Below are 23,234 nucleotides of genomic sequence, written 5' to 3' on the forward strand. Positions count from 1 at the left end.
CTGTATTTAAAATATTATTTCTTAAAGAAAACATTCAAAAATACAAAAATTTTACAAGGACATAAGATTAACTACAAATATAAATCTTCTACTTATTTTATCATAAAATCAGGGTCTCTAACATCTAAAAAAATGAAACTCTATTTAAAATCTATCCAATTTAGTTCAAAAAAATCAGAAGTTATCATCATAGGCAGTCAGATTGATTATGATGAGCTTTACCGAAACCACTATAGTGTGTTTGGTGTTATAGACATAACTAATAATAAATCATTAAAATATATTAAAGAAAAAATTCATTTTTACTTGGAAGAGCTCTATGAATTTAAGAAGGATAAGAGTGATTAAGTCTATGAAATAAAGTTTCAAGTCTTATAACTTTATATCCGTAATCACCTATCCATTAATTTTGATTTCTTCCTCCATATGCTAGAGTTTGATATCAAATTTTAGTGTCATCTTAAAGTAGTCATATTTTGTCAGTCTTCTTTTTTCTGAATTATTGAAATTGATTAGAACCTCTACTATTTTATTGATATGAGCTAGTTTATTATGTGACTTTCAGTCACATAATAGAAAAAGTTGGAGCTCAGTACTCCAACTTTTTCTATTAAAATGTTTGGCGTTTTGCTTTACGCTCTGCACGACCACGTGCGCGATTTTCAGCGCGCTTGGTCTTGCGGCGTTTTTCATCAACCGCCCATTGAATTTTCTTCTTATAACCTGGTTTGACTTTTTTCTTTTTCTTTTTAACCAAACCAATCATTTCGATATCAAGTTTATCTTGTTTTTTCTCACGGTTGGCACGACGATCACGGTCATAGGTATCTTGAAATTCGCCGTCTTTGACCATCTTGGGAGTAAACTTAATTCCCAATTTCTCCAACTCACGGATATCCGAGTCATCACTTGGCTGGTAAAGGGTAATAGCTGTACCTGGTAGGCCATTGCGTCCAGTACGACCAACACGGTGCACAAAGAAAGATAAATCTTGCGGAATGGCATCATTGATAACATGGCTGACACCTTCAATATCAATTCCACGCGCGGCCAAATCCGTTGCGACAATGTACTCAAAATCTAGATTTTTCACCTGGTTCATGATACGTTTGCGCTCACGAGGGGCAATATCCCCATGGATTTTTGCCACCTTCAAGCCTTGAGCAGTCAGATATGAATGCAATTCATCAGCACGCGTTTTAGTGTTAACAAAAATCATTGCCAAATACGGTTGCATCAACTGAGTCAACTGGTAAATTTGAGCATTCTTATCTCGGCCCTTGGTCGAAATCAACCAATTATCAATGGTATCAGAAATGACCGTTTTGGTCTTGATTTTCTCCATGACAGGATTTGATAAGTATTTTTTCAAGAATGGTTGCAACTTTTGTGGGATAGTCGCTGAGAAGACCATGAATTGCAGATCTTTTGGAAGGCTTCCAGCAATCTTATCAACAGTTTCTAAGAATCCCATATCCAAGGTCATATCTGCCTCATCAACTACAAAGGTCTTAGCTTTATGAATAGCTAAATCACCAGATTTAACCAAGTCATAGATACGGCCAGGCGTTCCGATAACAATATGAGGCTGGTTACTTGCCAATTTGTCAATCTGGCGAGCCTTATCTGTCCCTCCCACATAATTAACCACACGAACTTCTACTTCTGAGTGAGTAGCAATCTGACGGGCTGCTTGGTAAATTTGAGTAGCTAATTCACGGCTCGGTGCAGTAATGACTGCTTGAACACTATCGCTGGCTTCATCTAATTGCTGGAAAATCGGTAATAGGAAAGTGTGAGTCTTACCCGAACCTGTTTTTGATTCACCGACTAGGTCACGACCTGCCAAAACAATCGGAATCAACTTGTCTTGCACCTCTGTCGGAGTTGTAAATTTCAACTCCTCCAAGGCTTCACTAATATATTTTTTAAATTGAAATTTCGTAAATGACATAATATCCTCGATTCTATCTATCCTATCAATTATACCATATTTTATTCCATTTCAGTAGTCTCACTCATAGAGCTTACTTTCAGTAGTTTATCTAATCAAAAAAAGGCTGGAATTTGTGAATCCCAACCTCTTTTTAGTCCTTATTTCCAGTTTAAAATAGCATTCAAGCCATAGTGATCACTGACTTGCGGACTCTTGTTACCATCAAATACGACATGTAAATTTTCCACCGCTAACTCTTTGGTAGTAAAAACATAGTCGATTCGAAGGGGTTCTGTGTTCCCCTTCCAGCCATCAATTTCTGGTGGAACAGTATAGCTACCACTTTTCTCTTGAGCAACTTCAAATGCGTCTTGTAAGCCTAATGGACTAGCTAAAATAGCTTGGTATCCTTCCTGACCAGCTGGGTTGTTGAAATCTCCAGCCATCAAAAGTGGCTTGTTCAATTCTTTCAAGACAGCCTCAAATCGCGCCCATTCTTCTTGGAAACCTTTATCCCACCAAGAAAGGTGGACACTGGCAACTGCAAGGTCCTTGCCATCGACTACAGTTTCAGCCAGGGCGACACGGCGAGTATGATAGTCTGTTGGATCATCCACATCTGAAACCAAAATTTCTCTTGCTTCAATAGGTGTTTTAGACAAGATAGCCACACCTTCATGGTAGCGGTCATAACCAATATGGTTATAGGCCCAAGTCCAGTAGTAATCTTTCCCTTGCTCTGACAACTTTTCAACCAAAAGTCTAACATAATGGTCTTGGTGAATAGGCTCAGCTGCTGGCAAAGCTTGATAAAGGTCATTAACCTCCACCACTGGCGAAGTGATCTCCTGATTGATTTCTTGGAAACAAATCAAATCATAGTCTTTTTCAAGAATATCCTCAAGCAAAATCTGGAATTTTTCCTCTGCTTCTTTCTCCATCCAACTGTGAGTATTGAGTGTTAAAAATTTCATTCTTTTCTCCCAAAATAAGAGGTTGGAATACAGCTTCCAACCTCAAGTATATTACAATTCTACTTTAGCAACTGCTGTTTTAGCTGCAAGAGAACCTGTTTTTTCTAATTTAACTGATTTAATAGCTTCAGCATTTGTGAAGACAACCACTGTAGAAGTTTCACGACCTGCTGCACGGATAGCATCCAAGTCAGCTGTGACAAGAAGATCACCTGCTGCAACTTTTTGTCCTTCAGCAACATGAACTGTAAATGGTTTTCCTTCGAGACTTACTGTGTCCAAACCAATGTGAACAAGTACTTCAAGGCCTGCTTCAGTCACAAGACCAAGAGCATGTTTTGTAGGGAAGATACTTGATACAGTACCTGAAACTGGAGATACAATGTTTCCATTTGCAGGTTCTACAGCAAATCCGTCACCCATCATTTTTTGAGCAAATACTGGATCTTTTACTTGTTCCAAGGCAACAACTTGACCGTCTGCTACTGAGTAAACTTCCTCTGTTACACCTTTGTAGTGTACAGTGTTTTGTTGCGCTTCTGTCATTTGACTTGGAAGAGTTTCAGGAATGATTTCACCTGAATCAAGGATATCTTGGATATCAGATTTCAATACGTCAGCTTTTGGACCGTAGATAGCTTGAACCCCTTGTCCTTTCATGACAAGACCCATAGCTCCTTCTGCTTTCCATTGTTCTGCATTTCCTACTTTATCTGCATCTTTAACAGTTACACGAAGACGAGTCATACATGCGTCAACATCAACGATGTTTGCACGTCCACCAAGAAGGTTGATAATGTTTACAGCTTGAGAGCCTGCTGCAACTTTCACTTCGCTGCTAGATTCTTCTGAACCTTCAGCAGTTTCGTAGTTTCCGTTACGCCCTGGAGTTGCGTAGTTGAATTTTTGAATCATGAAGTTTGCGATAAAGTACATGATTACAGCAAAGAGAACAGTTACCCAGATAAAGTTAACGATATCCATACCAATACCAGCATTAATTGCTAGTGGTGTACGAGTCAAGAATTCAATTGAACCGAATGAGTGGACACGTAGGTTTACTACGTCAGCCATAGCGAAGGCAGCACCTTGAACAAGTGAGTAAACAAGATACATAGGTGTTGCTACAAACATGAACATGTATTCGATTGGTTCAGTAACCCCTGTCAAGAATGTTGCAAGAGCTGTCGCAATCATCATACCTTTATATTGATGTTTCTTATCAGCATCGACATTACGGTAGATAGCAACGATCACACCCATCAAGATACCGAATGAACCGATCATTTGTCCAACTTTGAAACGAGCTGGGTGAACAGTATCTAACAATTGTTGGTAGTGACTTGCATCTGTACCTTTAAGGTTAACAAGGTCTGTTACCCATGCAAGCCAAAGTGGATCTTGACCAAATACTTGGCTACCTTTTGCTGCACCAGTTAAGACTTCATAAGTACCACCAAGAGCTGTGTAGTTCATTGGGATAGTCAACATGTGGTGAAGACCAAATGGCAAGAGCAAGCGTTCCAATGTACCATACAAGAATGGTGCAAGGATTGGAGCAGTTTCTTGTGAGTTAGCAATCCAGATACCAAAGCTATTGATACCAGTTTGCACAAGTGGCCAGAAAGCTGAAAGTACGATTGCAGCAATTACTGAACGAAGAATAACTACAAACGGTACAAAACGTTTTCCGTTAAAGAATGAAAGTGCATCAGGAAGCTTACGGAAGTTGTAGTATTTGTTGTAAGCAGTTGCTCCAATAAAACCAGAAATAATCCCTACGAAGACACCCATGTTAAGTGCTGGAGCTTCCATAACACTAATGAAGTAATCAGCAACTTTGATTGATCCACCAAAGAGAGTTGTTACCATAGCTTCTGGATTTTTCAACATATCTCCTGATACGCCAAAGATTGTACCAGTGATACGATTGATTAGGACAAAGGCAAGACCTGCCGCAAACGCACCACCAGCGCGTTCCTTAGCCCAGCTTCCTCCAATAGCGAGGGCAAACAAGATATGAAGGTTAACGATGACTCCCCAACCGATTTGCTCTAGTACACCACCAGTAGTAACGAGTGGGGCAAAGTTAGGGTTGATCATCACAAGTGACTTACCGATTGAAATCATCAAACCAGCAGCCGGCATAACCGCGATAACCACCATCAAAGCCTTACCGAATTTTTGCCAAAACTCGAAAGACAAGACATTTTTGAATGTATCTTTCATCATTCAAATCTCCTTTATTTTTATTTAGGCAAACGTTTTACGAAAACGTTTGCACTTTCTATAATTCAATTATACCACTTTAATTTTTTTTGTAAAGGCTTTTATAAAAAAAAGTAGACTTTTTTCTAAAATTTTTGTAGTAAAAAAGGAGATATTAAAATCTCCTCAAATATACTTCTATTTTATTTTAGATTTTCAGGAATCTGCGCATTGAAATTCCTGATCCGATTGAACCGATAAAAATTCCAATCACAAATAATAAGGCAATCATCAGTGGACTGAATACTTCTGGTGATATCATTGAAAGGTTTTGGCCGACTAATGACTTATTAACCGATTGGTAAACCATTTTATAGACAATAAATACCAGAACTGATGGAAGTGTTGCTCCAAGCAAACCGATGAAGGCACCTTCAAGCAAGAAAGGTCCGCGGATATAGCCGTTCTTAGCACCTACTAAACGCATGATTTGAATTTCACGGCTTCGTGAAATGATGGTGATACGTATAGTATTAGAAATCAAGAACACCGCAATGAAAATCAATAATCCAGCGATAACTAGTCCCCAGACACGAATAAATGAAGCTAGCTTAAACAAGCGTTCTGTATTAGCACCACCATCTTGAACTTCTGATACACCTTCGATTTTTTTAGCCTCTTCTGCTACTGTCTTTACATCACTTGGTGTATTTGTATCAACGATATATGCATCATAGAGAGGATTGGCATCTCCTTCAAAGATTTTCCAGTTATCCCCCATTGTTTCTGTCAACTTTTCATATTGTTCTTCTTTACTTGAAAACGTAACACTTTTAACGGTTGACATGCCTTTCAAAGCATCATATACCTTATGGTAGTCGTTATTTGTAACAGTTTGACCTTCTTTTTCAATGGTCTCACTATTATCAGCTACGTCCTTACGAATGTATACCATTACTCGAACATTATTTTCAATATCTGTAGCTAGTTTAGCCGTATTAAAGATAACAGATGCAAATATTGCAACCAAGGTCAAAGTAATCATAACTGAACTGACAGCAGCTACTGTCATCCAGCCATTTCGTTTCAAACTTTTTAATGATTCAAATAAATGACGAAAAAATCTACTAATCATCGTATCCATATTCTCCTTTAGCTTCGTCACGAACGACACGGCCATTTTCAATGGCAATGACACGGTGGCGCAAGGTATTTACAATCTGACTGTTGTGGGTAGCCATCAAGACAGTTGTACCTTGGAGATTGATGCGTTCCAGCAAGTTCATAATTTCCCATGAATTATCTGGGTCCAAGTTTCCTGTTGGTTCGTCCGCAATCAATACTTTGGGATTATTTACAATAGCACGCGCTATCGCAATACGCTGTTGTTCTCCCCCTGAAAGTTCATTTGGGAAAGAACGAACCTTATGCTTCAATCCAACCAAGTCTAAAACTTCCATAACACGTTTTTTGATATTACGGCGACTTTCTCCAATTACCTCCATTGCATAGGCAATATTTTCATAAACGGTTTTCTTTGGTAACAGTTTATAATCTTGGAAGACAACCCCAACACTACGACGTAGGAGAGGGACATCTTTCTTTTTTATTTTAACTAGATTAAAACCAGCAACAGATAAGCTTCCTTTTTCGATTTTTACTTCGCGATACAAAGAACGAATAAAGGTTGATTTCCCAGCTCCTGACGGACCTACGATATAGGCAAATTCTCCTGGTTGAATGCTGACCGAAACACCACGTAGGGCAGTCGTTCCGTTGTCGTATTTTTTGACGACATCTCTCATTTCAATGATTGACATGTGAGTTCCTTTCTATCTTAGCTGATTCGCCACTTGAGATAAGCGTCGATAAAACCATCTAGGTCTCCATCCATAACCTTATCTACCTGCGCAACTTCAAAACTAGTTCGATGGTCTTTTACCATAGTATAAGGTGTGAAGACATAAGAACGGATTTGGCTTCCCCATGTGATTTCTTTTTTCTCACCCTTGAGGGAATCTACCTCCGCAGCTTTCTTTTCTTGCTCCATTTGATAGAGCTTAGCCTGCAACATCTTCATGGCACGATCTCTATTTCCATACTGGGTACGATCGACCGTTGACTGGACAACAGTCCCAGTAGGAATGTGGGTCAAACGCACACCTGTTGAAACCTTATTGACGTTTTGTCCACCAGCACCTCCTGAACGGAAGGTGTCCATCTTGATATCATCTTCACGGATTTCCACTTCAATGGTATCATCCAATTCTGGCATTACTTCTACAGATGTGAAAGAGGTATGGCGACGTTTAGCAGAGTCAAATGGTGAAATTCGCACCAAACGGTGTACACCCATTTCTGACTTGAGAAGACCATAGGCATTGGGTCCTTCAAATGATAGGGTTACTGACTTGATACCAGCTTCGTCTCCTGCTTGGTAATCCAATACTTCCACTTTAAAGCCTTTAGCATTTCCATAGCGAGTATACATACGAAGCAACATATCACCCCAGTCCTGAGCCTCAGTACCACCGGATCCTGGATGGATTTCCAAAATCGCATTATTATGGTCATAAGGTTCTGACAAGAGCAAGGTCATCTCGTAACTGGTCATCATCTTATCAAGTTCGGATAACTGCGTTACCAATTCTTCATGAACCGACTCATCTTCAGCTAAAAAGTCTAATAAAATTTCGACTTCATCCTGCAACTCTTCCATTTTGTGGAAGGTGTTGTAGGTGTTTTTTAATTCATTTAATTCTTGCGACGTTTTTTGGGCCGCGATATTATCGTTCCAAAAATCAGGTTGTGTCATCTTGTTTTCCAAGATGGCAATCTCTTCCTCTAAACCTTCGAGGTCAAAGAGACCCCCTGAAAGAAGCTAATTTTTCACGATTTGCGTCAATTTTCTGACGAATTACTGAAATGTCCATAAATACTCCTTTTTTACATCATTTCATTATAGCATATTTTATCATTTCTTTCCATCTTTTGCTCTAATCCCTTATTACACGTAAAAAGAAGCCTTTCGGCTTCCCTTCTTACAAGACTTTTGCTGAAGTACGAGTAATCTCTTCTACTTGAATATTCTCTGATTCAAATTTTTCTTTCAAGGCTGGTAAATCAATTGATCCTTCGATTTGAACTTCGATAATGACCTTACCATCTTTACGCGGAATATTTACTGTATGGGAGATATTCAAATTTTCTTCTACAATCAAAGAAACAATCTTTCCAAGAACACCTACCTTGTTTTCCGTAACAAAGCGCACACGAATTCCTTCTTCACCATAACCAGCAATTTCAAGAAAGGCTTGGAAAACGTCACGGTCCGTAATAACCCCGTATACTTGATGATTATCTACGACAGGAAGAATACCAATCTTGTTTTTCAACATCAAATAAGTTGCATCCTCCAGACTCGCATAGCCTGAAACAGTGACAACATCGCGAATCATCACATCTTTTACTTTTGTCTTATTTAGAAGATAATTCATCTCATAGATAGAAAGACTGGTTGCTTTTGATGGACTAGCTTGAGCAATGGTTCCTTCAGTTACCAAACCAACCAATTGATCATTTTCGATAACAGGCAAGCGGTGCAACCCTTGCTCTCTCATCAAATCTGCTGCATGAGATACTGTTGTATCTGGACTAATATACACTACCTTGCGGGTCATAAAATCTTTAACTGCCATGAGACTTCTCCTTTTCTATTCTTATCCCTATTATACAATCTTTTTGTAAATCTATCAAACGCTTACATTTCTTTTTCAAAATTCAGAAAAGTATGAATAAGCTAGCAAAAAGAGCTCTAAAATCGAGCTCTGTGAATGAAGGTAAGAAACGTTTCATTCGATTTTTTCAATTATTAGAAATTAACCTTTTAATGTAGATGAAGATTGCTTTGCAATCTTCATCTGCCGACTAAAACAATCCACTGGATTTGATAATTGCTTCGCAATCTTCATCCGCCGACTAAAAAGGTCCCCCGGACCTTTTTAGCCACCTAGATATGCTTTTCTGACTTCTTCTGATGAAGCGAGTTCTTTTCCTGTTCCTGATAGAACGATTTTTCCTGTTTCCAGTACATAACCTCGGTCAGAGATTGCGAGTGCTTTATTGGCATTTTGTTCAATCAAGAGGACGGTCGTTCCTTGTTTCTGAATGTCTTGAATGATATCAAAAATCTCTTGGATAAAGATTGGGGCAAGTCCCATTGAGGGTTCATCTAAAAGAAGAAGTTTTGGTGTTGACATGAGGGCGCGTCCCATGGCAAGCATTTGTTGTTCCCCCCCTGAAAGAGTGGCTGCATCTTGGTTCTTCCGTTCTTCAAGACGTGGGAACCGTGAGAAAACTTTCTTCAAGTTAGCTTGATTTTCTTCACGATTTTTCTTTAAGAAAGCTCCCATTTCTAGATTTTCCATAACAGTCAAGCCAGGAAAGACGTGGCGTCCTTCTGGAACTTGTGAAAGACCACCTGCCACGATTTTCTGAGCCGGCATTTTTTGGATTTCTTGACCTAAAAATTCAATCTTTCCAGAACTTGGTCTAACCAAACCAGACAAGGTACGGAGAATGGTTGTCTTACCTGCACCATTGGCACCGATAAGGGAAACTACCTCTCCTTCATTCACTTCAAAGCTTACATCACGGACTGCTTGGATCATACCGTAATGCACAGAAAGATTATCAACTTTTAACATAGACATTAGGCTTCACCTCCTAGATAAGCTTCGATAACGCGTTTATTGGTCTTAATTTCGTCAGGAGTTCCTTGTGCAATCAAACGGCCATACTCAAGTACGTAGATACGTTCTGTTACTTCCATGACCAGATTCATATCGTGTTCAATCAGCATGATAGTAATCTTAAATTCATCTTTGATACGACGAATTAACTCAGTCAATTCGGCTGTTTCCTGTGGGTTCATACCTGCTGCTGGTTCATCTAAAAAGAGAATTTTAGGTTCCGTAGCGAGAGCACGAACAATTTCTAAACGACGTTGTTGTCCGTAGGCAAGATTTTTAGCAAGAGTTTCTGCATCACCATCTAAATCAAAGATTTTCAACAATTCCAAAGCCTTAGCCTTTAATTCTTTTTCACTCTTGTAAAAAGCTGGTAGGCGTAAGAAACTAGCAAAAACATGTTGTTTGTGATGGTTGCCAAAAGCAATCAAAACATTGTCCAAAACTGTTAAATCTTTAAAGAGACGGATATTTTGGAATGTACGTCCAAGTCCCAAAGAAGCAATCTTATAAGGTGACTTCCCATTTAAAAGGTGACCATCAAGGGTAACTGTTCCCTCACTTGGTTCATAAACACCCGTCAAGAGGTTGAAAAGAGTGGTTTTCCCAGCTCCGTTTGGACCGATTAGTCCAACCAATTCCCCTTCGTTCAATTCAAGAGTCACATCTCCAACAGCTGTTAGACCGCCAAAATGTTTGGTTAACTGTTTTACTTCAAGTAATGCCATTAGTTTTGTTCCTCCTTCTTAGATTTTTTAAAGAAACGTGATAGGCTCAATTCCCATGTCCCAAGTAGTCCACCTGGTCTGAAAATCATTACCAATACCAAGGCTAAAGCATAAATAATCATACGCACGCTAGCAACATCTTGGAGAAGCATATTCAAAATTCCAAGGACAATAGCTGAAACGATTGCACCTGTAATGGAACCAAGTCCACCAAATACAACAATAATCAAAACATTGATTGAGTTAATGAAAGTGTAATCTTTCGGTACAACTGAACCGATAAATCCTGCCTGAAGTGACCCAGCAATACTTGCAGTAATGGCACCAAAGACAAAGGCGATGATTTTAATCTTAGTCGTATTAACCCCAACTGACTCAGCAGCAATTTCATCCTCACGAACAGAGAGCGTTGAACGACCAATTGGACTACGCAAGAAGTTCAAGGTTGCAATGGTTGTAATCACGACAAAGAAGTAAACCATTTGCCAAGTTGTAAAGTTAGGAATTCCCAAGATACCTGCCGCACCATTTGTAAGACTTCCACCATTGATGATAAAGATACGGATAATTTCAGATACCCCGAGAGTTGCTACCGCAAGATAGTCCCCCTTCAAGCGCAAGGTTGGAATTCCGACAAGCAAGGCAACTGCTCCTGAAAGCAAAGCACCTACAATCATAGCTCCAAAGAAGGCACCGTAGGTTGGTGATTTAGATCCAATAATAGCAGCGGCATAAGCACCAATCGCCATGAAACCAGCATGCCCAAGTGAAAATTGTCCTGAAAAACCAACGATTAAGTTAAGACCAACTGCCAGAATAATATTAATTCCAATTTGTTGTAAAATCTGTACATAGAATAGGTTGAGTACTCCAACTGAAACCAGTACACTAATCAAGCCATAACCAGCTAACAAAAGGAGTAACCATAGAATATTAACTTTTAAATTTTCTTTCATCGTTTACACCTTCTCTTTCACATTTTTACCAAGGATACCAGCTGGGCGGACAATCAAGATCAACAACAAGATTCCATAAACAATGGCATCACGGAAGTCTGACATTCCAAAGGCTGTCGCAAAGGTTTCCAATAGACCAATCACAAAGCCACCAAGAGCCGCACCAGGAATAATCCCGATACCACCAAGTACTGCGGCAACGAAAGACTTAAGACCTGGAGTAACCCCCATCAAAGGTTCAAGAGAGTTATAATAGAGGGCAATCAGAACACCAGCCGCACCCGCAAGAGCTGAACCCAAAGCGAAGGTAAAGCTGATAGTACGATTTACATTGATCCCCATCAATTGCGCTGCATCGCTATCTACAGATACAGCACGCATGGCTTTCCCCATCTTTGTTTTTTGGACAATGACTTGTAACAAAATCATCAAAATCAAGGAAATGGCCAAGATCATTAACTGCACATTTGTTAAGCTGATTGGTCCCAAATCATAGCGAACTGTTTGAATCGCTTGAGGGAAGGCACGGGTATTGGCACCAACCAGATAGACCATCCCATACTCCAATAGGAAAGAAACCCCAATAGCCGTAATCAAAACAGCAATACGAGTAGAGTGACGCAAAGGTCGGTAAGCAAGGAACTCAATCACGACACCAAGAATGGCTGTCGCTAGCATAGCTACAATTAGCGCTACAAAGAAATTCATTTGGAAAGAATTAATCAAGAAATAACCGATAAAGGCTCCCATCATATAAATATCACCGTGGGCGAAGTTGATGAGCTTGATAATTCCGTAAACCATGGTATATCCTAGGGCTAACAGCGCATAAACACTACCTAGAATCAAACCATTTACTAGTTGTTGGAGCATAAGATTCACTCTTTCTATTTATAATTTCGAGGGTTTTCCCTCACTTTTTATAAGTTCTTATACTCAATAAAAATCAAAGAGCAAACTAGGAAACTAGCCACAGGCTGTACTTGAGTACGGCAAGGCGACGTTGACGCAGTTTGAATTTGATTTTTGAAGAGTATTAAACATCGAAACAGGGAGTGAGTCAAAGGCTCATTCCCTATTTCAACATTTTTCTATTATGGTTTTACAACTTCTGCTGCTTCAACCTTACCATTGTTCATGGTCATCATGTAAGCAGTTTTGACTGTGTTGTGGTCTGCATCAAAGCTTGTTTGACCAGTTACACCTTCAAAATCTTTTGTTTTAGCAAGGTTATCCTTGATTTCACCAGAGTTCTTAGCACCTTTTGCTGCATTTGCTACAAGGTGAACTGAGTCATAAGCCAAGGCTGCAAATGTTGAAGGCTCTTCGTTGTACTTAGCACGGTAAGCGTCAAGGAAGGCTTTTGCTTTAGCTGAAACTTCTACAGTAGTTGAGAAGCCTGAGATAAAGTAGATGTTTGATGCTTTTTCAGCAGTTGCTTGTTGTACAAACTCTTCACCGTTGAATCCATCACCACCAACGATTGGTTTGTCAATTCCCATACCACGCGCTTGGTTTACAATTTTACCAGCTTCAGTATAGTAACCAGGAACAACGATAGCATCAAAGTCTTTCCCTTTCATTTTTGTAAGGGCTGCTTGGAAGTCTGTGTCACCTGCTACGAAAGTTTCATCTGCAACGATTTCACCCTTGTATGATTCACGGAAAGCTTTGGCAATACCTTTAGCATAGTCGCTGGCATTGTCAGTGTAAAGAACAACTTTCTTAGCTTGCAATTTATCAGAAACATAGTTTGAGATAATTTTTCCTTGGAAGCTATCTTGGAAAGTTCCAATAAAGAGGTAATCTTGACCTTTAGTCAATCCATCTTGAGTCGCACTTGGTGAAATCAATGGAACACCAGCTTTTGTAGCGTTCGCTACCGCAGCTGCAGTTGCACCAGATGTCGCAGGTCCTACGATTGCTGATACTTTAGATTGAGTTACAAGGTTAGTTGTTACTGAAGCCGCCTCAGCTGTTTCAGACTTGTTATCTTTATCAACTACTTCGATTTGTTTTCCATCGATACCACCTGCGGCATTGATTTCATCAACAGCAAGTTGGGCACCTTTTTGTTCAGATGTTCCGTAGGCTGCTACGGCACCAGTTTCCTCGAAGTTAAATCCGATTTTGATTGTCTTTTCATCTACTGAGTTACCAGCAGTGTTTGACGCTCCAGACTTCACTTCTCCACAGGCTGCAAGAAGTGCTACACTTGCAAGCGCCACAAACGATAGGGCAAATTTTTTCTTCATCTTTTTTGTCTCCTTATTTCTTAAATAAATAGCATGTTAAGAATATACCGAATTATCAGAAAATTGTCAACACTTTTCTTGATTTTTTTCAATGATAACGTTTTCCTCTCGATAAAGATTGCCCACAAAGGGTGTTTCCAGCTCTTGGATATGACAAACTCTGACTTTTTTTATAAATTTTTCCTTGCTCAAGCGCCCGACCAATTGCTCCACTTCTTGAGTTGGAACATAAAGCTGTAAGTAACGATGTTTCTTGGAATGATAGGTAATATCTCCATAATCCTGCAGTTTTTTGGCATCACGATTATAGTAAAGATAGATAATCAAGCCAGATCGATTGACTTTTTCAAACATGGTAAATCCTCTTTCTAAGAAATCTCTCCCTATTATACCAAAAAAAGCAAACCCAGTCGAGTTTGCCTTCTTTGATCATTAATTCAATGAATTGTTGGCCATGATTTCATCAACAAAGCCATATTCAAGTGTTTCTTGGGCACTCATCCAGTTATCACGTTCTGCATCTGCATGGACTTTTTCGATTGACTGACCTGAATTTTCAGCCAAGATTTTTTCCAAGATGTTACGAGTTTTGAGCAAGTGTTCTGCAGCAATCGCCATATCGGTTTGTTGAGTACCACCACCTGTACCACCCATTGGTTGATGGATCATGTATTCAGCATTTGGAAGCATGAAACGTTTGCCTTTTGCTCCACTTGATGCAATGACCGTCCCCATAGATGCGGCCATTCCCATAACGATGGTTTGGACATCTGCCTTAATAAAGTTCATGGTATCAACGATTGCCAAACCAGCTGAAACGGAACCACCAGGTGTATTGACATAAAGGTAAATATCTTTTGTACTATCTTGGGCATCCAAGAAAAGCAACTGAGCAATAACAGAGTTAGCCATGTTGTCTTCAACTGGACCTGTCAGCATAATGATGCGGTCTTTAAGAAGACGTGAGTAAATATCGTAGGAACGTTCTCCACGGCTTGTTTGTTCAATAACTACAGGAATCATTCAATTCTCCTTTTGAGTTTTAATTTTGTTGGTCAAATGACTGAAGATAAGACTATTATAATATCTTGGTCAAAAAAGGTCAAATTTTTGCTCTGTTTTCATCAGACAGAAACAAAAATTCAACCTCCTTTCACGACTGGAAATTCTTTTCCAATTCATTCTTCTTTTCGATTTTATTTCGTACCGAACAGGCGGTCCCCAGCATCTCCAAGACCTGGAACGATATAACCGTGTTCGTTCAAGCGTTCATCCAAGGCTGCTGTAAAGATTTCTACATCTGGATGAGCTTCTTGAAGGGCTTTTACACCTTCTGGAGCAGATACAAGGCAGACAAATTTGATATTTGATGCGCCACGTTTTTTAAGGGAGTCAACAGCCAAGATTGCTGAGCCACCTGTTGCCAACATTGGGTCTACAACAAAAATTTGACGTTGGTCAATATCTTCAGGCAATTTCACCAAGTACTCAACTGGTTGAAGCGTTTCTTCATCACGGTACATACCGATGTGACCAACCTTAGCAGCTGGAACCAAGCTCAAGAGTCCATCAACCATCCCGATACCTGCACGCAAGATTGGAACGATGGCCAATTTCTTACCTGCCAATTGTTTTTGAACTGTTTTTGTGATTGGTGTTTCGATTTCCACATCTTCTAGTGGAAGATCACGAAGTACTTCATACCCCATCAACATTGCAATCTCATCTACTAGCTCACGAAAAGCTTTTGTAGAAGTATCTGTACGACGCAAGATTGACAATTTGTGTTGAATCAGTGGATGATTAATAACTTCAATTTTTCCCATTTTTGGAGTTCCTTCTTTCAATTTATTCTTCTTATTATACCAAAAAACGGTTTAAAAATCTTTCTAAACCATTTATTTTTGATAATTTTTACATTAAATCTGCTTCTTTAAGAGCTACCTGTACGGTCTCAAGTGGTAAATGGGTCAATTCTGTTCCCTTTTCTTGATAAAGGTATTGGGCATAGTCATCCATTCGGTACTGGTTAATATAAACCACACGCTTGCAACCGACCTGAAGCAATTGTTTGGTACAGTTCAGACAAGGAAAATGGGTTACATAGGCTGTAAAACCTTTTGGAACACCACGTTCAGCACCTTGAAGAATAGCATTAACCTCTGCGTGAAGAGTGCGAACACAGTGGCCTTCAATGACCAGACATTCGTGATCAATACAATGCTCGGTACCTGACACCGAACCATTATAACCAGTGGAAATAACTTTATTATCCTTAACCAGAATTGCACCCACTTTGGCACGTTTACAAGTGGAACGATTGGCAATCAGTAGGGCTTGAGCTGCAAAATACTCATCCCAGGCTAGTCTTTTTTCAGTCATATCTCTTCTCCTTTTTCTCTATTTTTTAAAAAATGGTAAACCTAAGTCCGCAATCTTTTCAGCAGGTACCTTCATGCCATCCTTGATCCATTTTAGAAGGACAGAGACGATGGCTGAGCTCCAGAAGGAATGAAGATAAGAGCTGACCCCTTTTGATTTCCCATGGTATTTTTCTAGAAATTCCTGCATGGCTTGGACAAAGATTTTTTCCAGATGGTAATCTAAGGCCAGTTGAATCACTCTGGCTTCCTTTCTTGCTTCTCGGAAAAGGTGAACCCAGACCAGATAAAGGTCTGTCTTTAAATCATAATGATGCAACTGTTCCATAATATTGTGGACAGTTCGTTTAAAGACGCTTTCTAAAATCTCCTCTTTAGAATCATAATTGCGATAAAAAGCCGCACGCGAAACGCCTGCACGTTTGACCAATTCAGAAATACTAATCTTGGTCAAGTCCTTTTTTTCCAAGAGCTGCAAGAGGGCTGTTTCGATGGCTTCTCTAGTTAATAAATTGGATTCTTGGTTTGATTTTCTGAGATTTTCAAGAGATTTTTCAGAGATTCTACGTTCAGACATAACATTTTCTTTCTACTTGTCACAACAGACAGATAAGGCTTTTGTTTCAAGGGTTTTCATGATATAATTGTAAAAAAAGACAGAACCTTTGTCAATGTATAACTGACAAAGATGGAGAATTTCTATGACTTGGAAGATTATTGCTGACTCTGGTTGTGATTATCGTCAACTGGCAAAGCCAGCTATTGACACAACCTTTGTAAGTGTTCCCTTAACCATTCAAGTAGCTGATCAGGTCTTTGTTGATGATGCCAATCTTGACATTGACCAAATGATGGAAACCATGTATGCAACTGCAGAAGCTTCAAAATCAGCTTGTCCAAGCCCAGATGATTATCTACGAGCATTTGAAGGAGCCAAAAACATTTTCCTAGTAACCATCACAGGTACTCTCTCTGGCAGTCACAATAGTGCTCAACTAGCCAAGAATATTTATCTTGAAGACCATCCTGACACTAAGATTCATGTAATTGATAGCTTGTCTGCTGGTGGTGAGGTTGACCTACTCGTAGAAAAATTGAATGACTTGATTGACCAGGGCTTATCTTTTGAAGAAGTGGTTGAAGCTATCACTGCCTATCAAGAAAAAACCAAGTTGCTCTTTGTCCTAGCCAAAGTCGATAACTTAGTGAAGAACGGCCGTTTGAGCAAGCTTATCGGTACGGTCGTTGGCCTTCTAAATATCCGTATGGTCGGAGAAGCTAGTGAAACTGGAACCCTTGAATTGCTACAAAAAGCACGAGGTTCAAAGAAATCAGTTCAAGCTGCCTATGATGAAATCATTAAAGCTGGATATGCTGGTGGCCGTATTGTCATGGCCCAACGCAATAACGAGAAATGTTGCCAACAGCTTTCAGAGCGAATTCGTGAAAATTTCCCACAGGCGGATATTAAAATTCTCCCAACCTCTGGCCTCTGCAGTTTCTATGCAGAAGATGGCGGTTTGCTGATGGGATATGAAATTGATTAATTGCATTCTTGACAAGAGGTGACCATCATCTCTTGTTTTTTGTGGTACAATAGAGCTATGAAACATTTTGATACTATTGTCATCGGTGGAGGTCCTGCTGGCATGATGGCTACAATTTCCAGTAGCTTTTATGGACAGAAAACTCTCCTCATCGAAAAAAATCGGAAACTTGGAAAAAAATTAGCTGGGACTGGTGGGGGACGTTGCAATGTAACCAACAACGGAACTCTAGATGACCTACTAGCTGGAATCCCTGGAAATGGGCGCTTTCTCTACAGTGTATTCTCCCAGTTTGATAACCATGATATCATTAACTTTTTTACAGAAAATGGGGTTAAACTTAAGGTCGAGGACCACGGACGCGTCTTTCCTGCTACTGACAAGTCTCGGACAATTATAGAGGCCTTGGAAAAGAAAATCACTGAGTTAGGTGGTCAAGTTTCTACTCAAACCGAGATTGTTTCGGTTAAAAAGGTAGATAAGCAATTTGTTCTTAAATCAGCCGACCAAACCTTCACTTGTGATAAACTCATTGTCACAACTGGTGGAAAATCCTATCCTTCTACTGGTTCGACTGGTTTTGGTCACGAGATTGCCCGTCATTTTAAGCACACTATTACCGAACTTGAGGCTGCCGAAAGTCCTTTATTGACAGATTTTCCACACAAGGCCTTGCAGGGGATTTCGTTGGACGATGTGACCCTAAGCTATGGCAAGCATGTCATCACTCACGATTTGCTCTTTACCCACTTTGGTTTGTCTGGCCCTGCTGCCCTGCGTATGTCTAGCTTTGTCAAGGGTGGGGAGGTTCTCTCACTGGATGTTTTCCCTCAACTTTCTGAGAAGGACTTGGCTGCATTCCTAGAAGAAAATCGTGAAAAATCCTTGAAAAACGCTTTAAAAACTTTGCTTCCAGAACGCTTGGCAGAATTTTTTGTGCAAGGCTATCCAGAAAAAGTCAAACAACTGACTGAAAAGGAACGCGAACAACTTCTCCAGTCTATCAAAGCACTCAAAATCCCTGTGACCGGAAAAATGTCCCTTGCCAAGTCCTTTGTTACCAAAGGGGGCGTCAGTCTCAAGGAAATCAATCCCAAAACTCTAGAAAGTAAGCTGGTACCTGGACTCCACTTTGCTGGCGAGGTACTGGATATCAATGCCCACACGGGTGGGTTTAACATCACTTCTGCCCTCTGTACTGGTTGGGTGGCGGGCTCAAATCAAATATATAAATAATTGAATGACTAAAATACAAAATAAGAAAGGAAGTCCTTTGGAACATATTATTTTACTAAGAGGTGTTACTCCTAATGGAAAAAATGCTATCCCGAAAATGTCTTATTTGGTAGATATTTTAACAGAAGCTGGTTTTCAACACGTTCGAACCTATATTCAAAGTGGGAATATCATTCTTGAAAGTGATTTAGATTTAGAAGAAATACGAGAATGTGTTCATACTCTGATAAAGGAAAAAATTGGGGCCGACTTAAAAATGGTTATCAAGAACAAAAGTGATTTTAAAAAAATTGTCCAAGAAAACCCGTTTGGAGAACACTATCTTTATGACCGTATACATGTGATTTTTTATCAAGAATCTATTCAAAGTCTCCCTTTAGAAAAATTGAAAATTGATTACGGTGAAGAAGAAATTTGTATCGGTAACCATTGTCTTTACCTCTATCTCCCTAGAACTGCTAAACAAAAGAAACTCCATACCAACTATCTTGAAAAGCTTTTTAATGTAGATTTGACCATGCGAAAACTAAATGTGGTAGAAAAATTATTAAGCAAATAGTGCTTGAATTTAGTAAAAATCGGAAGAATGCTCCTCCGATTTTATTTTGTCTGAGTTTGGACATAATAGGCAATGACATCTGATGTGTACTGGGCTGTTCCAGGTCCAAATTTGTCAATGTTTTCCTTAAATTCTGGGTTGTAGACGTAGCCTTTACCGATATAACCGAATACCTCAATAGAGCAGTCAAATCCATAAGTACGAATAGCTTGCAAGAGTTTAGCAGCTTCTTCTTGGTTTTCTGTTGCTGTTACAGGCAGTCCAGCTTGAAGATTTTGTGACAAGGATCGAAATACTTGATTGAAGGCAGCCGTAGCTTCGTCTTCGTGACCTTTTTGGCGCTCGAGCGCTTGGTCCATCACTTCTTGTCCATATTTCTCTACCGCCTCTTGGTGGTATTTTTGATGGTCTTGGTAGTTAAATCCAGCAAATTTCTCTTGAATGCTCATTTCTCTTTCTCCTTTTTGTTCTTGAATGGTTTTTTGCAAGGTTGAAATCAAGGTATCCAGATGTTCCCTTTCTCGAGTCAAATAGTCCAACTGCCTGGTCAAATGAGGCAATAAATCTTCCCTTTCTTCCTTTAATAGCTCTGCTATTTTTTCTAAAGAAAAACCTAGATATTTGTAATAAAGAATAACCTGAAGGCGTTCCAAATCCTCCTGACTGTAGGTTCGATAGCCGTTTTCCGACTTTAAAGGAACCAAAAGTCCTATCTTATCGTAGTGGTGTAGGGTCTTGACAGAGACGCCCGAAAGCTGCGCAGCTTCTTTTATATGGTACATTATTTCCTCCTTATACTCAATGAAAATCAAAGAGCAAACTAGGAAGCTAGCCGCAGGCTGTACTTGAGTACGGTAAGGCGACGCTGACGTGGTTTGAATTTGATTTTCGAAGAGTATTACATTGATAGTATAACCCCTCCCCTCAGGTCAGAGTCAAGCGTTTTTGCGAAATTTTTTTACTTTATCATAACATGAAAATGGTTTTCTTGACAGACCTTAGAAAACATGATAGGATAGTCAAGTCTATCAATCAAAAGAAAGGCTCATTTTGAGTACTTATGAGGCTATTTGCCAAGGGCAGTAGCTTTTTCTTTTGTAATACTAATTTTAGGAGTTTAACTATGTCTGAAAAATCGCAATGGGGTTCTAAACTGGGCTTTATCCTAGCATCTGCTGGTTCAGCCATCGGACTTGGAGCCGTTTGGAAATTTCCTTATATGACTGCTGCTAACGGTGGAGGAGGCTTTTTACTAGTCTTTCTCATCTCCACTATTCTAATCGGTTTTCCCCTTTTGCTAGCTGAGTTTGCCCTCGGCCGAAGTGCTGGTGTCTCAGCTATCAAAACCTTTGGAAAACTAGGAAAGAATAGCAAGTACAACTTTATCGGTTGGATTGGTGCCTTTGCCCTTTTTATCCTTTTATCGTTTTACAGTGTTATTGGTGGCTGGATTTTAGTCTATCTAGGCATTGAGTTTGGAAAATTGTTCCAACTTGGTGGAACGGGTGATTATGCTCAGTTATTTACTTCAATCATTTCAAATCCAGCCATTGCCCTAGGAGCTCAAGCAGCCTTTATCCTATTGAATATCTTCATTGTATCACGTGGGGTTCAAAAAGGGATTGAAAGAGCTTCGAAAGTCATGATGCCCCTGCTCTTTATCATCTTTGTTGTCATCATTGGGCGCTCTCTCAGTTTGCCAAATGCCATGGAAGGGGTTCTTTACTTCCTAAAACCAGACTTCTCTAAGCTGACAAGTGCTGGTCTCCTCTATGCTCTGGGACAATCTTTCTTTGCCCTCTCACTAGGGGTTACAGCCATGCTGACCTATGCTTCTTATTTGGACAAAAAAACCAATCTAGTCCAGTCAGGGATTTCCATCGTAGTCATGAATATTTCAGTATCTATCATGGCGGGTCTAGCCATTTTCCCAGCCATGTCAGCCTTCAATATCCAATCTGAAGGGGGACCGAGCCTGCTCTTTATCGTCTTGCCTCAGCTCTTTGACAAGATGCCTTTTGGAACCATTTTCTACATCCTCTTCCTCATGCTCTTCCTCTTTGCGACGGTCACTTCTTCTGTCGTTATGTTGGAAATCAATGTAGGCAATATCACCAATCAGGACAACAGCAAGCGTGCCAAATGGAGTGTTATTTTAGGAATTTTGACCTTTGTCTTTGGAATTCCTTCAGCCCTTTCTTACGGTGTTATGGCGGATGTTCACATCTTTGGTAAGACCTTCTTTGATGCTATGGACTTCTTGGTTTCCAACCTCCTCATGCCATTTGGAGCTCTCTGCCTTTCACTTTTTACAGGCTATATCTTTAAAAAGGCTCTTGCAATGGAGGAACTCCATCTCGATGAAACAGCATGGAAACAGGGACTGTTCCAAGTCTGGCTCTTCCTTCTTCGTTTCATCATTCCAATCATCATCATCGTTGTCTTCATCGCCCAATTTATGTAATTAAAAAGGACTTGAGTAGTAATGTACTGACCCCAAAAAGTTAGACAATTAATTTAAGCAAAGGATTTAGTTCTGTATTGTACAGGGCTAAGTCCTTTTAGTTTTACCTTAATTCGTTTGTTGTTGTAGTAATCAATATAGTCTACAATAGCTTGTTCCAAGTGTTCAAGTGACTGAAACGTATTCTCATAACCATAAAACATTTCAGACTTAAGAATGCCAAAGAAAGATTCCATCATACCGTTATCTGGACTATTTCCCTTACGTGTTTTGGCTGCTTGCTGGAATGGCAAATTCTGTCACATCTGTGTAGCACTTTTGCATTGGTTTGGTTGCTTCAAATTGACGTTGAATAAGATTATCTGCTTTCTTGCCAACCTCTCCTTGGTAGGAAGAATACTTCCGTTTACGGCGAATTCGAGCCGTTAAACCAAGTACTTTCATCAGACGCTGCACCTTCTTATGGTTCACTACGAAGCCACGATTTCGTAATTCTAGAGTCATGCGACGATAGCCGTAATTTCCTTTATGCTCAGTATAAGTTGACTGAATTTCAGCTTTAATATCATAATCTTTATCGCTTTGATCCAGCTGTTTTAAGTGGTAATAATAAGTTGAACGGGCAAGCTTAATAATCTTTAGAAGGATATCTAAAGAAAACTCTGTTACAAGTCCTTGAACAATTTCCGTTTTTCTTCTTGCTTCTTTTCGTCCCTCAATCGGAGTTCTCTCAACTTTTTTAGAATGGCATTCTCCGCTCTCAAGTACTCATTTTCTGCTTGAAGACGTTCTAATTCTGTCATATCTTCAAATCTCTTCTTTGGCTTACGTCCCATTTTAGGTGGTCTCCCTCTTGTTTTCTCAACAATAGTATACCCGTTTTTCTTGTATTGTGCCAGCCAATTCGAAAGTAATCCACTACTTGGAAGAGCATAATCCATAGACGCCCTAATTTGTGAATGCCCCTCAAGAAGAACTTTATCAATGATCTCTTGTTTTAGTTCAGGAGAATAGTAACAATTCTTTCCTTTTTTGACGATTTCTATTCCATAACGATCAATCAATTTAATCATGTACCTAAGATTAGAATTGTTTATCCCAAATTTATTTGAAAGCTTCTCTAAGCTATATCCTTGTTTTCTAAGTTCATAGATCTGAACTTTATCATCATAACTCAATTTCATAATAAAACACCCCAAAAGTTAGATTTTTTCTGTCTAACTTTTGGGGTGCAGTACATAA

Annotated in this window: 23 protein-coding genes and 1 pseudogene; 5 read left to right on the top strand and 19 right to left on the bottom strand. The window is 39.6% G+C overall.

The window, feature by feature from the left end; all coding sequences use genetic code 11:
• Positions 1-348 (top strand): hypothetical protein (locus D8836_RS11490; RefSeq protein ID WP_260468287.1); only part of this gene is annotated, 348 nt, incomplete at its 5' end.
• Positions 349-610: 262 nt separating this feature from the next.
• Here the strand turns inward: D8836_RS11490 and D8836_RS09955 are convergent.
• The 17 genes from D8836_RS09955 to D8836_RS10040 all read right to left on the bottom strand — a co-directional run bounded on the left by D8836_RS09955 (position 611) and on the right by D8836_RS10040 (position 16,763).
• Positions 611-1,954, bottom strand: a complete 1,344-nt coding sequence (locus D8836_RS09955) for a DEAD/DEAH box helicase (RefSeq protein WP_125393897.1) — start codon at positions 1,952-1,954, stop codon at positions 611-613.
• A 140-nt stretch (positions 1,955-2,094) separates the two neighbouring features.
• Entirely contained in the window at positions 2,095-2,910 is an 816-nt protein-coding gene (locus tag D8836_RS09960) for an endonuclease/exonuclease/phosphatase family protein (RefSeq protein WP_125393898.1), read from the bottom strand.
• Positions 2,911-2,961: 51 nt separating this feature from the next.
• The gene (locus D8836_RS09965; protein WP_125393899.1) at positions 2,962-5,142 is read right to left on the bottom strand and encodes a PTS transporter subunit IIBC; all 2,181 of its coding nucleotides are present in this window, start codon (positions 5,140-5,142) and stop codon (positions 2,962-2,964) included.
• Between the two features lie 184 nt (positions 5,143-5,326).
• Entirely contained in the window at positions 5,327-6,253 is a 927-nt protein-coding gene (ftsX, locus tag D8836_RS09970; protein WP_000625545.1) for a permease-like cell division protein FtsX, read from the bottom strand.
• Positions 6,246-6,938: a cell division ATP-binding protein FtsE gene (gene ftsE / locus D8836_RS09975; protein WP_000022260.1), complete on the bottom strand. Its 693-nt coding sequence runs from the start codon at positions 6,936-6,938 to the stop codon at positions 6,246-6,248. The genes ftsX and ftsE overlap by 8 nt, the downstream gene beginning before the upstream one ends.
• A gap of 17 nt (positions 6,939-6,955) precedes the next feature.
• Positions 6,956-8,051 (bottom strand): peptide chain release factor 2 gene (gene prfB / locus D8836_RS09980; protein WP_125393900.1). Its coding sequence is split into 2 segments (ribosomal slippage): positions 6,956-7,978 and positions 7,980-8,051, totalling 1,095 coding nucleotides; the frame shifts between segments, so codons are not numbered across the junction.
• 108 nt (positions 8,052-8,159) lie between these two features.
• Positions 8,160-8,816, bottom strand: coding sequence for a CBS domain-containing protein (locus D8836_RS09985; RefSeq protein ID WP_125393901.1), 657 nt, complete (start codon positions 8,814-8,816; stop codon positions 8,160-8,162).
• Positions 8,817-9,119: 303 nt separating this feature from the next.
• On the bottom strand, positions 9,120-9,830 hold the full coding sequence (locus D8836_RS09990) for an ABC transporter ATP-binding protein (protein WP_000062200.1): 711 nt from the start codon (positions 9,828-9,830) through the stop codon (positions 9,120-9,122).
• Positions 9,830-10,594 (bottom strand): ABC transporter ATP-binding protein, encoded by a 765-nt coding sequence (locus tag D8836_RS09995; RefSeq protein WP_001185997.1) that lies wholly within the window; start codon positions 10,592-10,594, stop codon positions 9,830-9,832. Before D8836_RS09995 ends, D8836_RS09990 begins: the two co-directional genes overlap by 1 nt.
• Positions 10,594-11,550: a branched-chain amino acid ABC transporter permease gene (locus tag D8836_RS10000; RefSeq protein WP_033677572.1), complete on the bottom strand. Its 957-nt coding sequence runs from the start codon at positions 11,548-11,550 to the stop codon at positions 10,594-10,596. Before D8836_RS10000 ends, D8836_RS09995 begins: the two co-directional genes overlap by 1 nt.
• Before the next feature lie 3 nt (positions 11,551-11,553).
• A complete protein-coding gene (locus D8836_RS10005) occupies positions 11,554-12,423 on the bottom strand; it encodes a branched-chain amino acid ABC transporter permease (RefSeq protein WP_000941421.1) in 870 nt (289 codons plus the stop codon).
• A gap of 221 nt (positions 12,424-12,644) precedes the next feature.
• Complete coding sequence (locus tag D8836_RS10010; protein WP_125393902.1) at positions 12,645-13,805, bottom strand: ABC transporter substrate-binding protein; 1,161 nt, start codon at positions 13,803-13,805, stop codon at positions 12,645-12,647.
• 66 nt (positions 13,806-13,871) lie between these two features.
• A complete protein-coding gene (locus D8836_RS10015) occupies positions 13,872-14,159 on the bottom strand; it encodes a YlbG family protein (RefSeq protein ID WP_125393903.1) in 288 nt (95 codons plus the stop codon).
• A 78-nt stretch (positions 14,160-14,237) separates the two neighbouring features.
• Positions 14,238-14,828, bottom strand: coding sequence for an ATP-dependent Clp protease proteolytic subunit ClpP (gene clpP / locus D8836_RS10025; RefSeq protein WP_125393905.1), 591 nt, complete (start codon positions 14,826-14,828; stop codon positions 14,238-14,240).
• Between the two features lie 173 nt (positions 14,829-15,001).
• Positions 15,002-15,631, bottom strand: coding sequence for a uracil phosphoribosyltransferase (upp, locus tag D8836_RS10030; RefSeq protein ID WP_000515974.1), 630 nt, complete (start codon positions 15,629-15,631; stop codon positions 15,002-15,004).
• Positions 15,632-15,719: 88 nt separating this feature from the next.
• Positions 15,720-16,187 (bottom strand): deoxycytidylate deaminase, encoded by a 468-nt coding sequence (locus D8836_RS10035; RefSeq protein ID WP_000136977.1) that lies wholly within the window; start codon positions 16,185-16,187, stop codon positions 15,720-15,722.
• An 18-nt stretch (positions 16,188-16,205) separates the two neighbouring features.
• A complete protein-coding gene (locus D8836_RS10040) occupies positions 16,206-16,763 on the bottom strand; it encodes a TetR/AcrR family transcriptional regulator (protein WP_000004135.1) in 558 nt (185 codons plus the stop codon).
• Positions 16,764-16,887: 124 nt separating this feature from the next.
• On the opposite strand from D8836_RS10040, the gene D8836_RS10045 reads away from it, so the two are divergent.
• Genes D8836_RS10045 through D8836_RS10055 form a run of 3 tightly spaced genes read left to right on the top strand, consistent with a single transcriptional unit; the run spans position 16,888 to position 19,528 of the window.
• Positions 16,888-17,733, top strand: a complete 846-nt coding sequence (locus D8836_RS10045; protein ID WP_125393906.1) for a DegV family protein — start codon at positions 16,888-16,890, stop codon at positions 17,731-17,733.
• A gap of 57 nt (positions 17,734-17,790) precedes the next feature.
• On the top strand, positions 17,791-18,969 hold the full coding sequence (gene aao / locus D8836_RS10050) for an aminoacetone oxidase (protein ID WP_125393907.1): 1,179 nt from the start codon (positions 17,791-17,793) through the stop codon (positions 18,967-18,969).
• Between the two features lie 37 nt (positions 18,970-19,006).
• Entirely contained in the window at positions 19,007-19,528 is a 522-nt protein-coding gene (locus D8836_RS10055; RefSeq protein WP_000400044.1) for a DUF1697 domain-containing protein, read from the top strand.
• Between the two features lie 41 nt (positions 19,529-19,569).
• Here D8836_RS10055 and D8836_RS10060 read toward each other — a convergent pair whose 3' ends face one another.
• On the bottom strand, positions 19,570-20,310 hold the full coding sequence (locus D8836_RS10060) for a MerR family transcriptional regulator (protein WP_125393908.1): 741 nt from the start codon (positions 20,308-20,310) through the stop codon (positions 19,570-19,572).
• A gap of 341 nt (positions 20,311-20,651) precedes the next feature.
• Here D8836_RS10060 and D8836_RS10070 point away from each other — a divergent pair, with 341 nt between their 5' ends.
• Positions 20,652-21,992, top strand: coding sequence for a sodium-dependent transporter (locus D8836_RS10070; RefSeq protein ID WP_125393909.1), 1,341 nt, complete (start codon positions 20,652-20,654; stop codon positions 21,990-21,992).
• A gap of 53 nt (positions 21,993-22,045) precedes the next feature.
• On the opposite strand, the pseudogene D8836_RS10075 reads toward D8836_RS10070, so the two are convergent.
• Positions 22,046-23,176, bottom strand: a pseudogene (locus tag D8836_RS10075) (IS3 family transposase).
• Positions 23,177-23,234: the final 58 nt, after the last annotated feature.

The organism is Streptococcus mitis, assembly GCF_003942995.1.
Classification (GTDB): Bacteria; Bacillota; Bacilli; order Lactobacillales; family Streptococcaceae; genus Streptococcus; species Streptococcus mitis_CV.

Bases quoted from the DNA above. Each gene is read 5' to 3' on its own strand.
- D8836_RS09955 (WP_125393897.1), bottom strand. From the start codon at position 1,954: ATGTCATTTACGAAATTTCAATTTAAAAAATATATTAGTGAAGCCTTG.
- D8836_RS09960 (WP_125393898.1), bottom strand. From the start codon at position 2,910: ATGAAATTTTTAACACTCAATACTCACAGTTGGATGGAGAAAGAAGCA.
- D8836_RS09965 (WP_125393899.1), bottom strand. From the start codon at position 5,142: ATGATGAAAGATACATTCAAAAATGTCTTGTCTTTCGAGTTTTGGCAA.
- ftsX (WP_000625545.1), bottom strand. From the start codon at position 6,253: ATGATTAGTAGATTTTTTCGTCATTTATTTGAATCATTAAAAAGTTTG.
- ftsE (WP_000022260.1), bottom strand. From the start codon at position 6,938: ATGTCAATCATTGAAATGAGAGATGTCGTCAAAAAATACGACAACGGA.
- D8836_RS09985 (WP_125393901.1), bottom strand. From the start codon at position 8,816: ATGGCAGTTAAAGATTTTATGACCCGCAAGGTAGTGTATATTAGTCCA.
- D8836_RS09990 (WP_000062200.1), bottom strand. From the start codon at position 9,830: ATGTCTATGTTAAAAGTTGATAATCTTTCTGTGCATTACGGTATGATC.
- D8836_RS09995 (WP_001185997.1), bottom strand. From the start codon at position 10,594: ATGGCATTACTTGAAGTAAAACAGTTAACCAAACATTTTGGCGGTCTA.
- D8836_RS10000 (WP_033677572.1), bottom strand. From the start codon at position 11,550: ATGAAAGAAAATTTAAAAGTTAATATTCTATGGTTACTCCTTTTGTTA.
- D8836_RS10005 (WP_000941421.1), bottom strand. From the start codon at position 12,423: ATGCTCCAACAACTAGTAAATGGTTTGATTCTAGGTAGTGTTTATGCG.
- D8836_RS10010 (WP_125393902.1), bottom strand. From the start codon at position 13,805: ATGAAGAAAAAATTTGCCCTATCGTTTGTGGCGCTTGCAAGTGTAGCA.
- D8836_RS10015 (WP_125393903.1), bottom strand. From the start codon at position 14,159: ATGTTTGAAAAAGTCAATCGATCTGGCTTGATTATCTATCTTTACTAT.
- clpP (WP_125393905.1), bottom strand. From the start codon at position 14,828: ATGATTCCTGTAGTTATTGAACAAACAAGCCGTGGAGAACGTTCCTAC.
- upp (WP_000515974.1), bottom strand. From the start codon at position 15,631: ATGGGAAAAATTGAAGTTATTAATCATCCACTGATTCAACACAAATTG.
- D8836_RS10035 (WP_000136977.1), bottom strand. From the start codon at position 16,187: ATGACTGAAAAAAGACTAGCCTGGGATGAGTATTTTGCAGCTCAAGCC.
- D8836_RS10040 (WP_000004135.1), bottom strand. From the start codon at position 16,763: ATGTCTGAACGTAGAATCTCTGAAAAATCTCTTGAAAATCTCAGAAAA.
- D8836_RS10045 (WP_125393906.1), top strand. From the start codon at position 16,888: ATGACTTGGAAGATTATTGCTGACTCTGGTTGTGATTATCGTCAACTG.
- aao (WP_125393907.1), top strand. From the start codon at position 17,791: ATGAAACATTTTGATACTATTGTCATCGGTGGAGGTCCTGCTGGCATG.
- D8836_RS10060 (WP_125393908.1), bottom strand. From the start codon at position 20,310: ATGTACCATATAAAAGAAGCTGCGCAGCTTTCGGGCGTCTCTGTCAAG.
- D8836_RS10070 (WP_125393909.1), top strand. From the start codon at position 20,652: ATGTCTGAAAAATCGCAATGGGGTTCTAAACTGGGCTTTATCCTAGCA.